Below are 13,501 nucleotides of genomic sequence, written 5' to 3' on the forward strand. Positions count from 1 at the left end.
CCCTCCCCCTCCCCTTCACACATGGAGAAAGGAGTCGCGATGGACCGCGTCTTCAGCTTCCCCCGACCGCGGCCGCGCGGTCTGCTGGGGCGTCGCTTCGAGATGGACGAGCAGTTGGTGCTGCTCGGCGGGGCCGTCCTGGCCGTCGGCCTGCTGGCAGGCCTGCCTGGGGTCCCTCTGAAGATCATCGGAGCGGTCGGGGCTGCCGGAACGTGCATCTACGTCACGATGGCCCCCTACAAGGGCCGCACGCTCCTGCGCTGGTACGAGATCCGCCGCTCGCACCGCCGGCTGCTGCGCGACGGCAATCTCCTGTACAAGTCGATGGCCCCGCTGGCCGGGCGCCGCCGGGACGGCACACCCCTGCCGGTGGCCCAGCCGGTGGGCGTGCCCGACTCCCTGGAGTGGATCACGGCGAGAACGGCGTACGGCGACATCGCCGTCCTGCTCCAGCCCACCGAGGGCATGTTCGTGACCTGCATCGAGGTCGAAGGAGCCAAGAACTTCGGCGGGTTGGACGGCGCGGACAAAGAAGCGCTGATTTCCGCCTACGAGTATCTGCTCAAGGAGACCGCAGAGAGCGGCGGTCGCATCGAATATGTGCAGTGGCTGGCACGGTTGCTGCCCACCGACCCCAACGCGCACGCCCACGACGCCGCCGCACGCCGGGATCCGGCCGCCCCGTCCTGGCTGAGCGACTCCTACGACCAGTTGGTCGACATGGTGTCGGTCTACGCCGAGGATCGCAGGCTGTTTCTGGTGCTGGGCATCCCCTACACCCAGGAACTGTCAGCCGAGGCCCTAACATACAAGACCCTGCACGACGGGTACGGTGAGGTCCTCGGCAAGGAGATCGAGCAGTTCATCCGCGGGTTGGGCGGCGCGCAGCTGCGCTGGGTGCGCAACCTCGACGAGCCCGCACTCGCCTCGTTGATCCACCACGCCTACGCGCCCGACCACTGGATCAACGACACCCGCGGCATGGACCGCACGAGCTGCTGGCCGGCCGAGATGGACGCGCGGGAGCCCACGCGCATGGCGGCCCGCAGCTGGGAGGGCGCGGATCCCTGGTACACGAGCACCGCGTGGATCAAACAGTTCCCCGTGTTGCCGGTCGGTATCAACTTCATGGCTCCGCTGCTGCTGTATGTCTCCGACGTGATCCTGACGGTCGGGATCACGATGCGGCTCATGCCTGCTGACAAGGCCCTCGAGGACGCAATGGCGGACGTCACCAACGAGGCCGGGCAGGCCGACAACCATCCCGGGAAGATCGTCGACCCGCGCGAGGAGCGTGAGCTGGGGGCGTCCGCCTCCACCATGCACGACCTCGCCAACGGCGCGGCCGGCGTGAGGCTGACCGGCTGGGTCACCGTCACCGCACCTGACCCCGAATTGCTCGTGCAGCACCGCAACACGGTGCGGGCGGCCGCGGTCAAGAGCCAGCTGGCGCTGGAGTGGTGTGACTCCGAGCAGTACCGCGCCTTCGCCAACACCCTGCCCATGGTCACCGGACTGCTGAAGGACTGAGGCGCCATGCTCGAACTCATACGCCGCCAGTCCCAGACCAGACGGCGCGCCCTGCGCACCACCACCGCCACCGCGTCCGGCCTGTACCCCGCGGTCGGCGCCCCGTCCTCGGACCCGAGGGGCGTGATCATCGGTCGGGAGATCTACTCGGGCAAGGCCTACATCTACGACCCGTTCATCCTCTACGACCCCTCCGCCCGCGAACGTCTTCCCAGCGGTCACGCACTCGTCCTCGGCAAGTCCGGGTTCGGTAAGTCCTCGCTCGAAAAGTGCTACGTGCTGCGGCAGTTGCGCTTCCGCGACCGCTCCTTCTGCATTCTGGACGCGCAGGGGGAGGACGGGGTGGGTGAGTGGGACAGTATCGCCCGCGCCCTCGGCGTCACCCCGATCCGCCTGGTGTACGGCGGTGAGGACGGCGAGGGAGTGCGGCTCAACCCGCTGGATCCACGGATTCCCTCTCAGTACCAGTTCAAGATCCTCTGCTCGATGGTGGAGATCATCGGCGGGCCGCTGAGCAGCGAAAGCGAGTTTTCCCTCTCGGTCGCCCACGCGGCCGCGCAGGTGCGGGCCGCGGCCGAGGAGCGGGTCGCGGTGCTGTCCGACATCCACGACGCCCTGACCAACCCTGAGCCGGCCATGCTCGGCCGACGCCAGGTCGGCGTCGAGGACATGGTCGAGTGGGGCCAGCCGGCCAGCCTCGCGATGGATCAACTGTGCAGTCCGACACGGGACTTGGCCGGGCTGTTCAACGGGCCCACCACGCCGGGAATCGACCTGGACGCGCGGCTTATCGTCTTCGACCTCACGGGCCTGCCGCGTGAAGGCGAGGCCATGCCTCTGCTGATGAGCGTGATCGGCCCGTGGCTGCGCTACGCGTGGATCAAGCCTGGCGACAGCGTCAAGCGCACCTTGATCGTCGAAGAGGCGTGGCACATCCTGTCCCACCGACCCGTGGCCAGGCTCTTCGAGGAGTTCGTCCGGTACGGACGGCGCCTCGGCCTCTCCTTCTGGGCAATCCTGCACCACCTCGGCGACCTGATGGTCGACGAGGCACCCGAAGCGGCGGCGATCTTGAAACTGACCGCCACACGGGTGCTCTACCACATGGACAAGGCCGAAGCCGACATCACTGCGGACTACCTGCAACTGCCCGACTGGGCGCGTGAGGCGCTGGTCGACGGTGCCAGCCGCTGCTCTCCGGGACGAGCCGTGTGGCAGGTGGGCAACCGGATGCATCTGGTGGAGCACATCCGCAGCGCGACCGAGTCGGAGCTGACCAATACCAACCGCAAGATGACCGAGGCCGCCTCCGAAAGCCAGGCGCCCGCGGCACCGCTCATCTCGATGCGAAAGAGCGCCGCCTGATGTCTCTCTGGAACCTCACCGCCCGCGCACCGGCCCGGCACGCCGCGGCCCTGTCCGCCGAGCCGTCCGCCCGCCCCTGCACGGCAGCGGCGCTCCGCAGAAGGGGCGACGCGGCCGCCTCTGCCTCGATATCCGCAGGTGGGGGTGCTCGGTAGTGGTCAAAGTCGTCACCCCGCACTCGGGCAACCGCCTGCACGTCTACAAGGACGCCTGGTGGATCGCCCTGTGCATCACCGCAGTTGCTCTCACCCTCTGGGCGTGGGTGGCCGCCGTCCTCTCCGGCCTGCTCGCGCACGCCTCGGCCGCAACGGTGTCGTGGAACGAGACCGCGGCCGCCATTCCCGCGCTGGCCACCAACCCCCTGCATCCGCAGGACGCCTACCCGGCCGGATCCGGCGTGGGCGGGCCGTTCGCCTTCTACCCGCCGCTTCTCGCCGCGGCGGCCGGCACCTGCTGGGGGGCCCGCGCCGGATGGCGGCGCTGGCGTACGACGCGGGGCGAGGGCACCGACGGCCTGGCCACGAGCGCCCAGTTGCAGGAGGCCATGGGCGAGGCCAAGGCCCTGTCCAGGCTCGGGGCCCTGCGCCCGAGCCTGGCCACACCCCGGCCCTCCCTCGCCAAGGCAGTCGCACCCTCCAAGGCGATGCCGTGGCGCTCCAGTGCGCCGCCCCGGGTGACGGACGTGCCGGTGAGCGAAGTCGCCGTGTTCTGCGGCACCGCGATCCCGACCGGCGTGAAGCTGTACATCCCGTTCGAGGAAACCGTGCTGATCGTTGCCCCTCCCCGAGAGGGCAAGACCTCGCAGCTGATTATGCCGTGGATCTTGGACTTCCCCGGCAGTGTGCTCGCCACGTCCTCAAAAACGGACGTCTTGTACGCGACGGCCAAGAGCCGCGAGAAGTACGGGCCGGTCATGGTGCTCGACCCGACGGGCCTGTCCAACTGGCCGCTGCAACTGCAGTGGGCCATCACGGACGGCTGCGAGGACTTCACTGTCGCCCGCAAGCGCGCCGAGACCCTCACCGGCACCGCGAAGTCGGACGAAGGCACCAAGAACGGTGGATATTTTGTCATGAATGCGCAAATGCTTATGACGTGCTGGCTCCATGCGGCGGCACTCGACGGGCTGAGCGGCATGGACATCCTGCGCTGGGCCACCGCCCCCACCGAGCGGCAGCCCGTGGACATCCTGGCCGCCCACGGCCAGGAGAACCTCGCCCGGGCCCTGGCCGCTCAGCACGCCGCGGCCCCCGAGGAGAGGTCGGCAAGCTGGCGCACCGCCGAGCAGAGCATCCTAGCCCTGTACGACCAGAAGGTCGCCGCGATCTTCGGCAAGTCCGCCCGCGACGAGAAGAACTTCTCCATCACGAATTGGCTCACTGAGGGCGGCACTCTCTTCCTCATCGGCGAGGAGGACGAGGGCAGCTCGCTGGCACCCATCCTGGCGGCGTTCTCGCGGGCCATCCTCGACACCGCCAAGGTGATCGCGGCCCGGATGCCCAACGGCCGCCTCGACCCACCGTTTGCTCTGCTCGGAGACGAGTTGGCCAACGTGGCTCCGCTGCCGCAGATCCCGAGCCTGATGTCGGTCTCCGGCTCGCAGAACATCTTCATGGTCGGCGTGTTGCAGAACCTCGCCCAGGCGCACGAGAGATGGGGGGAACTGGGTGTCAGGAAGATGTTCGCTGCTGCGACCATCAAGGTGATCTTGGGTGGTGTCTCGGACGAGCAGGAGCTCAAGACCTACTCCCAGCTCGCCGGCGAGTTCGAAGAGGACACCGAATCGATCAGCGACGACGGAGACCGCGCCTCCATCAGCATCTCCACCCGGCGCCGGGCCGTGCTCGAGCCCGGTGACATCCGGCAGATCAAGGAGCGCGAAGGCCTGGTCGTGCACCGCCGAACGCCCGTCACGCGGGTCAAGTTCGAACGGATCCACGAAGGCCCGCGCGCCAAGGAGATCAGCGAAGCCACCAAGGAGGCCCTGAAGAAGGTGAACAGCCATGTTTCCAGCAACTGAGTGGTCCCTGATCGTTCTGCAGTCCATGCGCGGCAGGCTGTCCAGCCTCACACGCCGCGTCGCTCGCCTGGAGGCCTGCTCGGCCCCGGACTCCGAACAACCGCGTCACTCCCGTGAGGGCGACGATCCGTTCGGCTCTCTCGTCGATGCTGTCCTCGATGCCCTGGATGCCTTCAACAACGAGCAACGTCAGGTGTTCAACCGCCTGAGGCACCTCGAAGAGACTGTCTCCGTCGCGTCCGCGCCCCCTGCCCGCCGGGACAACGACCCACTGCGCCCGCTCTTCGAGGCGGTGGAGTCCATCAACGGCGGGCTCACCGGCTTCGCCGCACGCCTGGCCCGGCTCGAAGACACCGTCCAGGGCCAGGCTCCGACCCGGCCCCCGCGATTGGTGAGCTCTCCGTCCGCCGCCGCGACCGTGCGCGCGGCGCGGGGCCGCCTGGCGCGAAAGGCGATGTCTCGTGCCTGATCCCCTCGGCCCGCTCTTCGACGCGCTGGAGTCCATCAACGGCGAGCTCACCGGCTTCGCCGCACGCCTGGCCCGGCTTGAGGACGCCGGTGCAGTACGGGGCGCGGCGAAGCAGGGTGCTACCGGTGAGGACGGCGGCAGTGACAGCGCTCGCGTCCGCGGCGCGCCCGTCGTGTGGCACAAGGTCAAGGAGGGGGAACGCGCCGAGCTGTGGGGCGAGTTCACTGCGTGGGTGATCCGCATGGCGGACACCTACGAGCTGACCACCGAGCAGCTTCCTCATGCCTGCTGGTGGGAGCACGGCGCCGTGGTGGCCGAACTGACCGCGCTGTGGACCGGCTGGGAGTCGGCCTTTGGAGATGAGGAGGACGCGGCGGCGGGCCCCTACCTGTGGCATGACGCCTGGTCACGCGGCATTGATCGGATCGGGCGCTCGTGGCTCGGCGAGTGCACCAACGGCTACCACCAGGCCAAGTCCCGCACCGTCTGGGGTACCGATCCCGCCTACCGCAGGAAGATCATCGAGGCCGGGCCGCCCGGCGTGAGCTGCGGTGGCCCGACCAAACCCGAGGCTGCGTAGTGCCCTCCGGCGTTCCTGGCGCCCACCGCTGCACCCAGCGTGGTCCCCGGCCCAAGGCGGAAAAGCCCCCTGGGGTGGACCCAGCCCGCTGAGGACCAGCAAACCGGCCTCTCGCACACAGATGCAGCTGGCGGACGGCACCGCCCACCTGGTTGGGGCGCCGATGTGACGGCCGCCAGGGTCGCCTGACGTGGTTCAGTCGCGGGACAGCGGCTTGCGCGCGGCGGGTCGTGTGCCCAGGGTGTGCGTCGCACGTACGGCCTGCGCGAGCCCGTCCATGGCCTGACGGGCTCGGCGGGCATCACCGGAGTCGAGGACCTCCAGGGCGGTCGCCGTTGCTTCGCGGACCGGGTGCGGGAGGTTGGCGGCCGCGGCGGCGTGGTAGGCGGCATTGCGGCGCGCGGCACGCTCCTCGGCCGACACCGCGTCGGGGGCGGTAAGGGGGAAGGCGGCGGCTTCGTAGGCGACGACGTGCATCAGCACGGCATCCGCGATGCCCGAGGCGTAGCCGGCGCCGAACGCGGCCTCGAGCCGCGTGGCGAGGCGGGCCACGGCACGGCGTCGGACCAGCACGGCGAGCAGGCTCAGTGTCCCCAACGAGGCCCCGCCGGTCAGGCCGATCACGGCAGGCGACCCGCCGAGGGCCACGGCCGCCGCCCCGCTGCTGAGTGTCCCGGTGGCGATCCACTGGATGGCCAGCTTGCGGTACAGATGCTGCGGAGTCGGCGGTGCGGCGGTCATGGATCCAGTGTGCTCCGCCGCGCAAACAACCGTCCACAGCCCGGTGCCGCCCGGCACGCGCCTGGAGAGCGGCACGTCGGCGCGCGGCCGGCCCTGTGGTGTCAGGACTCCGTGCGGCGGGGCGCGCCGCCCGGGAGTGGAAGGGCGCCCCGGCTTCTTCCAGCAGGCGGTGCACTCCGCTGTAGGAGCGGTCCGTCTTCTTCGCCAGGGCCCTGATCGACTTCCGTTCGTACTTCGTCTTCAGGCCCTGGGCGAGCTTGCCGCGGTCCGGGCCGGGCTCAAGTCGACGGGCCGGAGTATTCCTGGACATGGTCGTTTCCTCCCAGGCGTGCGGCTCCTTGCCATGATCGCGCGCCGGGATGCCGACGGCCACCCGATTCGGCGCAGCCAGCAAGCCCGCGCCTGGTACTGCACGTGTGGTGGCGGCTCGCAGCGTCTCTACTTCGCCGGGCTGCGCTGGAACCGGGAGATTTCCACCGCCCACTGGGCCAGGGCTGCCAGGTGACCGTTCACCGGTGGCCGGCCCAGGGCGGCCGCAATGCGGGGGTAGGCCGGGTGCATGTCGTGGTCGGCGCCGGTGACCAGCGCGGATAGCAGAGGGGCGGTGCTGTCGCGGCTGCGGTCGATGCGTATCAGCAGCGCCGTCTGCTCGCTGCGCTTCAGGGCCGGCAGACCTGGCGGTAGCTGCTGGCGGATCTGGCCCCAGGTGACGGTGGCCCCCGTCGACGCGGCCTTCTGCAGGATCGCCCGGACCGCGTCCGCCAGCGGGTCGAGCTGCGTGCGCGCGGGGCGGTCCCGGTCCCTGGCCGATCTTGCCCTATCCGTACGCGACGAACCCCGGGTGCTCAGCGCCCGCTGCTGCCGCTCCGCCTTGCGCTCCCACTTCGCGACCGCCAGACGGTCCTTGGGCTCAAGGGCGTCGCTCGCGGACTGCGCCGCGCGCCGGAGCTTGCCGACCAGCCTCTTCAGCTCGGCGGGGGGCAGGAGGCGCTCTTCCCGGCGCAGGCGCTTGAGCAGGTGGCGTGCCTCAGCGGCCGCCTCCTGGCGCCGCTGCGCCTTCGACTTCTGCTGCGCGGCCGGACGCGGCTTCCTCGGGGCCGGCGCCGCTGGCGTGTGGTACACCTCCCGCCGGTACGCCGCTGTGGCGCGGGGTTCGTCGACGTAGTCCTGCCCGCGCAGGTAGGCGCGGGCGGTCGCGAGCACACGCTGCTCCGAGGCGCTGGCGCCGCGCCGGGTCAACGCGGCGGCCTGCTGCAGGCGCGAGCGTGCGTCCCAGGCGCGCCGCTCACGGACAGCCGCCTCGAGCTCGGCGAACAGGCGGCGCTGGTACTCCTCGTGCGTGGCCAGCCACGCGCGCGCCTCCGCCAGGGCCCTCTCCGCCTCGCTGCGTACCGGCGGGGTGAGGCGTTGCAGCAAGGAGTCGCTGCCGGCGCACAGCTGGCGCACGTGCTCCACCGTTCCGGTCCGCTGCGCGGCCTCCAGGCCGCGGACAAAAGTCACCACGCTCTCCGGCAGTACCCCGGTGTGTGCGGCAGGCCCGGACACGGCAGCGGCCCGTCCCGAGCCAGCGGTACGGGTGCGCAAGAGACGGGCCGCGGTGGGCGTGAGCAGACCCTCGTCGCTCCAGGTGCACTCGCTGAGCGGGACCCAGTCGGTGGGGTGGGCAAGGCTCTGGGTCCCGATCCAGACCCGGCGGGTGGCGCCGTCGCTGTCGCACCGCACCCGGTAGACGTACGGGCAGCCCGCCAGCCGGTCCGGGTCCGGCACTGCGCCGGGCCCAAGGACCACGGTCCGATCGGTGTCGTCCCAGTCGGGCCGGACGGAGCCGTCCATGTGGATGCGCAAGGAGGTGCCGTCCTCCAGGTCCACATCGACCAGGGAACCGATCGGCTGCGGGAAGCGGAAGCGTGCGGCGCGACCGTGATCCAGCAGCGACCGGGACATCGCCGACTTCACGTACAGGTGGTCCGCGCTGGATTCGCCCACGGCCGGCCGGCGGCAGGTGTTCGGCATGCCGTTCGGCTGCGGGAAATGTTGAAAGTGACACTGACGATCGATGTAGAGCTTGGTCGCAAGCTGGGCGCCGCAGCCGCCCAGCAGCACACCGCACCAGAAGGTGTCGCTCTCGTGGGCGTGGCGGAAGGCATCGAGCTCGATCGCCTCGGGAGGCAGGACGACCGGGACATCGGAGTGCTCATCACCGATGACGGCCGTCTGCACCAGCCTGGTATCGCGCATCACGCCCGCCCCCTTCACCTTCTGTAACCACGATAGAGGGCAGGGTGCCGGTGCCACACCGGTTCGGGAGTACCAGGCCGAGGGCTCCGGCTATTCGTCCGTGGATGCCGGCGGGTGCACGCGCCGGGTCGGCGATGGCTCGCCTCCGCGGATGCGTCGTTCCCGGCCGGTTCGTCGGGTCCTCTTGGCGGCTCGCGGTGCTGACCTCCTCCCTGATGCGCCCCCGCAAGACTGGCGTCTGTCTCATTGACCCGCCTTTCGAGGCGGTGAGCCACGGCCGAGCGGCGGGTCAGAGGCCGTGTCCTTCCGGCTGCTGTTCCCGTTGGTGCGGGTGACGTGGGCGCTGGTTTGGCCGCCCCAGGTCGGGCCGGTGCAGTCGCGGCGGCCCGATGCGCTGTTCCCGAAGCGGTGCCTCCTGCGGAAACGACAGTACGGCGGCTGCTGGGCCGCATCGATGGTGACGCGCTGAACTGGCCGGCCGACAGGCGCGTCAGCACCGACGGCCGGATGCGCGCAGTGGCGGTCGACGGCAAGAGCCTGCGCGAAGCGGCCAAGGCCAAGGGGCGGAAGATCCACCTGCTCGGCGCCTGCGACCACGCCCGCGGCCTGGCCCTAGCCCAGCTCGACGTGGTCTAGATGTACTGACCCACGGGCTCTCTTTGCAGGTGGGTGAGCAAAGGATCTGGCGGCTGGTGGCGGTGGTGACAGTGAGGACGGTCTGGCAGACCGGGCAGCGGCGGCCATCTCGGACGCGACCCCGGTGGTGTCGGGGACGTTGTCAGGAGACACGTGCGTGCACCCCGGCTCGGGTGGCTTCGGGCTGGTTCTGGTGGGCGCGCAGCCGGTAGGAGCGGCCGTCGATGCCGGCGACCGCGCCCCGGTGCAGGAGCCGGTCGAGCATCGCGGCGGCGACCGTGGCGTCGCCGAAGGCGCCAGCCCAGTCGGCGATCCCGACGTTCGTTGGTCAAGATCATCGATGATCTCAGATACCTCTGGTTGATCACTTGGAACAGGGCGGATCCTCCCCTCCAATAGTTCCTGGGCGGGTGCAGCCGAGGAGCAGCGGCGGGCTTCAGAGAGCATCGCGGTGAGGTTGTCGTCCAAGCATGCGGAGCGCGCTCCCTCGACGAGCGTGAGGACTTCCTGTCCGGTGATGGAACCGGCCTCGCCAGCTTGCATCTGGGCGGCGGCCCGGGAGATGAACTGGGCGCGGGTTCGGATCTCGTCCGGGCCGAGGACGCTGCGGACGTCGGCGAACGTCTCGGCGGATTGGTCGGGGCGGCCGAAGTCAGTCAGGCAGCTGTGCCCGCTGCAATCGAGCGCAGAGATGCGCTTCTGGGCAGTCGCAGCGGCTTTCGGTGGCAAGCGGTCTGTTGGCATGGGAGCTCAGAGGATGTTCCACTGAAGCTGGGTGTCCTGACGGCGCAGGCCTTCTACCCGCCGCTCGACCTCCGCCAGACTCCCGGGCGCATGGTGGACCTTGCGGGCGTTCGTTGTGATCATCCGGAGTTCGCGGATCGCTGCCAAGGGGCGAAAGCCCGGCCACCGGGTGACGTCCCACCCATATGCGTCGGCGAAGGCAGCGTAGTGCTGTTGGCCGTGGCCGAAGCGTCGGCAGTGGACTTCAACGGTGACGAGATCCCACTCGGGCTGTCCGACGGCCACGGTGTCCCAGTCACAGAGGACGGCTCTCCCGTTGCCGGCGTGGAGGGCATTTCGGTGTTGGGGGTCTCCCTGGATAATCCCTACCGGCATGGCGAACTCCACGGAGCGCAGTTCCGATTCCAGATGTTCCGTGAGTTCGGTCAGGAACAGCAGTGCTTTTCTTGAGAGGCACGTGATCGCTGCGAGGGACTGGCGGATCGCTGCGAGGTTGTCGTGGTCAGGCAGGGCTACGGGTGGCGTGGACAGCGCGTGAAGCGCGTGCAGTGGCTGGGCTAGCTGTGCCGCGGTGACCGGGTTATCCGGCTGTGGTAGATAGGTCCAGAAGGTGATGGCGTGCCCGTCGATGACGACCGGTTGGTCGACAGGGTGAAGAGGCACCGTCGGGAAGCCGGAGTCCATGAGCCAGCGAACGAACGCGGCCGTGCGCGCCACGTCATCGATGCTGGATCCTTTGCGAGCAATCTTGACAACGACCTGCTCTTTCTCAAGAAGTATGACCGCGTTGGTGTGTCCTCGAAGGAGGCGTGCGTTGGAGCTGTCGAGGCCGACGGCCAGGCATCCGCGCTTGAGGACTTGCTGCATCTCGGACTCGTCGTAACCGCCGGGAGCCGGCGCCGCTTCTGTCATGGGGTCCAGGCTGGCCGACTACCCGTGGTGCTGTCACATCGGTCCGGGAGGAAGTGCCAGGATCTCGCGGAGCTCGCGGGCTCCCCGGCCGCTCTGTATCGCCGGTGGAAGGGCTTCAATGACTGCGCGGGCCCGCTTTTCCACGATGGATGTGCGGTGATCGGGGACGATTCGCAGGAAGGTGGCCGCGGCCAGCTGACACGCCTCGGTCGGGCTGCGATCTCGCGCGAGGCAGATGGCGGCCTCGAAGTTGAGGAGCGCCGGGTCGATGCCGGTCTTCGCCGGATAGAGGTGGAGCGCTTCCTCTTGTACACGCCGCGCTTGGCTCGTACGGCCGAGGGCGGTGAGGGTTCCGCTTTCGTACAGCCGGAAGCGTCGCTCGGGGAAGCCGAAGGCATCGTTGTCGGCGGTGCCTCCGACCCTGCTCTGTTCAAACGCGACCCTTGCGGAGCGCAGTGCGGCCTCCGCGCCTTCTGAGTCGCCCAGCTTCGCAAGGGCGCGGGCCTCGGCGGCCGAGGCGAAGGCGGCGGTGGCCCCGGGACGGCCGCGGCAGAGAATGCGCGCCTCTCTTGAAAGACTGACGGCGGCCTCCAGCGGCCCGTAGTAGTACGGGAGCATCGCGGCCTGTGCCCGCACCCGCGCCCGCAGCTCGGCGTTTCCGCTGTCGTCTGCCGCGTTGCGCGCTGTCGCGTACCAGGACTGGGACCTGGCCAGGTGGCCGAGTTTCATGAGCGCGTCGGCGATCAGGGTGGCGAGCATGGCGGTCAGCTCGGAAAGCCGGACTTGCACGGTGGCCGGCTGCCGGTGCGCGGCCAGGTCCTCGACCTCTGTCAGGTGGCCGAGGAGCACCTGGAGCATCGGCGCTGGCGGTGTGTAGACGTACTGTTCGCGAGCCCAGAGCACCTGCTCGTCGAGAAGGTCCAGCTGGGTTGCGGTGACTGTGCCCGTCGCGAGAGTGCGGTCCACCGAGCGTCGGGCTGCGTCGACTTGCTGCTCAAGGGACGCAGCGGCAATCGACGTCCGCGCCGCTGCGGATATGGAGGATGGCTGCCCTGCCAAAACGAGATCGTTGGATGGACGCGGGACTGCAGCTGAGGTGCTTGCGAACCCCAGGTCCTGGGGCGTGCACGCGTAGAACTCGCACAGCAATCCGATCGTGGCCGGGCGCGGTTGACGGCCGGTCTCCCAGTGCCCCAACTGATCTCCGTCCGCCCGGGGAGCGGCAGCACGTCCCTTTCCGAGCGCGTTCAGCCCGTCGGCGGCTTCCTTGAGGGTTAGGCCGCGGGCCAGGCGCTGAGCCCGCAGCGGGGACACGGAGCAGTGGGCGTGAATCGTCTCGGCGATCTCGTGTACGGACTCCCCGCGACTTGCGCCCTCTCGCCGTAGCCGCTTCGCGCAGGACGGGCGGTGCGAAGCACGGTCCATGAGACCTCCTTCACCTGATGCGCTCCACAGACAGAGTAGTGAGGGAACCGTCGACTCCACGCGAAGAACAGTGACTTGTTGACGGATCAGTGGTCAGATCAGTGACTTGGCTATGCCCAAGTCACTGATCAGCAATCGATGACGGTTGTCCGTCGTCGGCTCGGCGGCGAATCATGCCGGTCTCGAACCGCCCGACAAGCTGCTCGACAGCCGAGGCTCCTCACGCCCGGCCGTTGAGCCCACGAGCGCCGCAGTCCACTCAGTTGTTCTGGATGGCGGCGCCCGCCACCAGAACCGGGAGTGTGAGCGATGACGTCCTTGACGAACCGGCAGTTTCTGGCGGTGCTGGCGCTCAGGGACGGGACCGAGCGCGCCGCGGTCCAGCTCGAGAGCAAGGCCGGCGCCGTACGCGACGCCCGGCGCTTCGTGCGCGAGCAGCTCAGGGCGTGGGGGCTGCTCGAGGCCGACGGCTTCATCGACCGGGTGGTCCTCACCACCAGTGAGCTGGTGACCAACGCAGTCGTGCACGCCCGGACGCGGCCAATGGGCGAAAGCGAGCACGTTGGGGTCGCACTCGCCTTCAGGCCGGGGACCGCCCTGGGGGTGCTGGTGACGGACAACTCCGCCAAGGTGCCGCTCGTGAACATCCGGCCCTCGGTGAACGCGACGACCGGCCGAGGACTGACCCTGGTCAGCGCTATGGCGGACGGCTGGACGGCAGCCCCAAGGGCGAGCCGAGGAGACATCTCAGGCAAAGGCGTCTGGGCGTTCTTCGGATGCCCTGAGCCCGCTGGTCGGCTGCCTCAGTTGGCCTGACCAGGCGAGTGTGTGACCTGACCGG

Annotated in this window: 12 protein-coding genes and 1 pseudogene; 7 read left to right on the forward strand and 6 right to left on the reverse strand. The window is 69.3% G+C overall.

Annotated features, from left to right (window positions below; all coding sequences use genetic code 11):
* Window positions 1-39 precede the first annotated feature (39 nt).
* From ACZ45Q_RS23415 to ACZ45Q_RS23435, 5 genes are all read left to right on the forward strand, one after another.
* A complete protein-coding gene (locus ACZ45Q_RS23415) occupies window positions 40-1,530 on the forward strand; it encodes an SCO6880 family protein (RefSeq protein WP_468264584.1) in 1,491 nt (496 codons plus the stop codon).
* Window positions 1,531-1,536: 6 nt separating this feature from the next.
* Window positions 1,537-2,895 carry an ATP/GTP-binding protein gene (locus tag ACZ45Q_RS23420; RefSeq protein WP_468264586.1) on the forward strand — a complete coding sequence of 453 codons (1,359 nt, stop codon included), beginning with the start codon at window positions 1,537-1,539 and terminating at the stop codon, window positions 2,893-2,895.
* A gap of 154 nt (window positions 2,896-3,049) precedes the next feature.
* Entirely contained in the window at window positions 3,050-4,915 is a 1,866-nt protein-coding gene (locus tag ACZ45Q_RS23425; protein ID WP_468264588.1) for a type IV secretory system conjugative DNA transfer family protein, read from the forward strand.
* Complete coding sequence (locus ACZ45Q_RS23430) at window positions 4,899-5,384, forward strand: hypothetical protein (RefSeq protein ID WP_468264590.1); 486 nt, start codon at window positions 4,899-4,901, stop codon at window positions 5,382-5,384. Before ACZ45Q_RS23425 ends, ACZ45Q_RS23430 begins: the two co-directional genes overlap by 17 nt.
* Entirely contained in the window at window positions 5,377-5,964 is a 588-nt protein-coding gene (locus ACZ45Q_RS23435; protein WP_468264592.1) for a hypothetical protein, read from the forward strand. Before ACZ45Q_RS23430 ends, ACZ45Q_RS23435 begins: the two co-directional genes overlap by 8 nt.
* Window positions 5,965-6,159: 195 nt before the next feature.
* Here ACZ45Q_RS23435 and ACZ45Q_RS23440 read toward each other — a convergent pair whose 3' ends face one another.
* From ACZ45Q_RS23440 to ACZ45Q_RS23450, 3 genes and pseudogenes are all read right to left on the reverse strand, one after another.
* Entirely contained in the window at window positions 6,160-6,705 is a 546-nt protein-coding gene (locus ACZ45Q_RS23440) for a hypothetical protein (RefSeq protein WP_468264594.1), read from the reverse strand.
* Between the two features lie 139 nt (window positions 6,706-6,844).
* A pseudogene (locus tag ACZ45Q_RS23445) lies at window positions 6,845-7,015 on the reverse strand (helix-turn-helix domain-containing protein); the annotation flags it as partial.
* A gap of 128 nt (window positions 7,016-7,143) precedes the next feature.
* A complete protein-coding gene (locus tag ACZ45Q_RS23450) occupies window positions 7,144-8,946 on the reverse strand; it encodes a hypothetical protein (protein ID WP_468264596.1) in 1,803 nt (600 codons plus the stop codon).
* A gap of 504 nt (window positions 8,947-9,450) precedes the next feature.
* On the opposite strand from ACZ45Q_RS23450, the gene ACZ45Q_RS23455 reads away from it, so the two are divergent.
* Complete coding sequence (locus ACZ45Q_RS23455; protein ID WP_468264598.1) at window positions 9,451-9,579, forward strand: hypothetical protein; 129 nt, start codon at window positions 9,451-9,453, stop codon at window positions 9,577-9,579.
* Between the two features lie 142 nt (window positions 9,580-9,721).
* Here ACZ45Q_RS23455 and ACZ45Q_RS23460 read toward each other — a convergent pair whose 3' ends face one another.
* From ACZ45Q_RS23460 to ACZ45Q_RS23470, 3 genes are all read right to left on the reverse strand, one after another.
* On the reverse strand, window positions 9,722-9,844 hold the full coding sequence (locus ACZ45Q_RS23460) for a hypothetical protein (protein ID WP_468264600.1): 123 nt from the start codon (window positions 9,842-9,844) through the stop codon (window positions 9,722-9,724).
* A 485-nt stretch (window positions 9,845-10,329) separates the two neighbouring features.
* Window positions 10,330-11,235, reverse strand: a complete 906-nt coding sequence (locus ACZ45Q_RS23465) for a phosphotransferase (protein WP_468264602.1) — start codon at window positions 11,233-11,235, stop codon at window positions 10,330-10,332.
* Between the two features lie 33 nt (window positions 11,236-11,268).
* The gene (locus ACZ45Q_RS23470; protein ID WP_468264604.1) at window positions 11,269-12,660 is read right to left on the reverse strand and encodes a helix-turn-helix domain-containing protein; all 1,392 of its coding nucleotides are present in this window, start codon (window positions 12,658-12,660) and stop codon (window positions 11,269-11,271) included.
* A gap of 309 nt (window positions 12,661-12,969) precedes the next feature.
* Between ACZ45Q_RS23470 and ACZ45Q_RS23475 the strand changes: the two genes are divergently transcribed.
* Entirely contained in the window at window positions 12,970-13,476 is a 507-nt protein-coding gene (locus tag ACZ45Q_RS23475) for an ATP-binding protein (protein ID WP_468264606.1), read from the forward strand.
* Window positions 13,477-13,501 lie beyond the last annotated feature (25 nt).

The sequence above is a fragment of the Streptomyces sp. NPDC031049 genome, from assembly GCF_055571015.1.

What these genes read in the sequence shown, in the direction of transcription:
- ACZ45Q_RS23415 (WP_468264584.1), top strand. Translation starts at nt 40, where the DNA reads ATGGACCGCGTCTTCAGCTTCCCCCGACCGCGGCCGCGCGGTCTGCTG.
- ACZ45Q_RS23420 (WP_468264586.1), top strand. Translation starts at nt 1,537, where the DNA reads ATGCTCGAACTCATACGCCGCCAGTCCCAGACCAGACGGCGCGCCCTG.
- ACZ45Q_RS23430 (WP_468264590.1), top strand. Translation starts at nt 4,899, where the DNA reads ATGTTTCCAGCAACTGAGTGGTCCCTGATCGTTCTGCAGTCCATGCGC.
- ACZ45Q_RS23440 (WP_468264594.1), bottom strand. Translation starts at nt 6,705, where the DNA reads ATGACCGCCGCACCGCCGACTCCGCAGCATCTGTACCGCAAGCTGGCC.
- ACZ45Q_RS23455 (WP_468264598.1), top strand. Translation starts at nt 9,451, where the DNA reads ATGCGCGCAGTGGCGGTCGACGGCAAGAGCCTGCGCGAAGCGGCCAAG.
- ACZ45Q_RS23460 (WP_468264600.1), bottom strand. Translation starts at nt 9,844, where the DNA reads ATGCTCGACCGGCTCCTGCACCGGGGCGCGGTCGCCGGCATCGACGGC.
- ACZ45Q_RS23465 (WP_468264602.1), bottom strand. Translation starts at nt 11,235, where the DNA reads ATGACAGAAGCGGCGCCGGCTCCCGGCGGTTACGACGAGTCCGAGATG.
- ACZ45Q_RS23470 (WP_468264604.1), bottom strand. Translation starts at nt 12,660, where the DNA reads ATGGACCGTGCTTCGCACCGCCCGTCCTGCGCGAAGCGGCTACGGCGA.
- ACZ45Q_RS23475 (WP_468264606.1), top strand. Translation starts at nt 12,970, where the DNA reads ATGACGTCCTTGACGAACCGGCAGTTTCTGGCGGTGCTGGCGCTCAGG.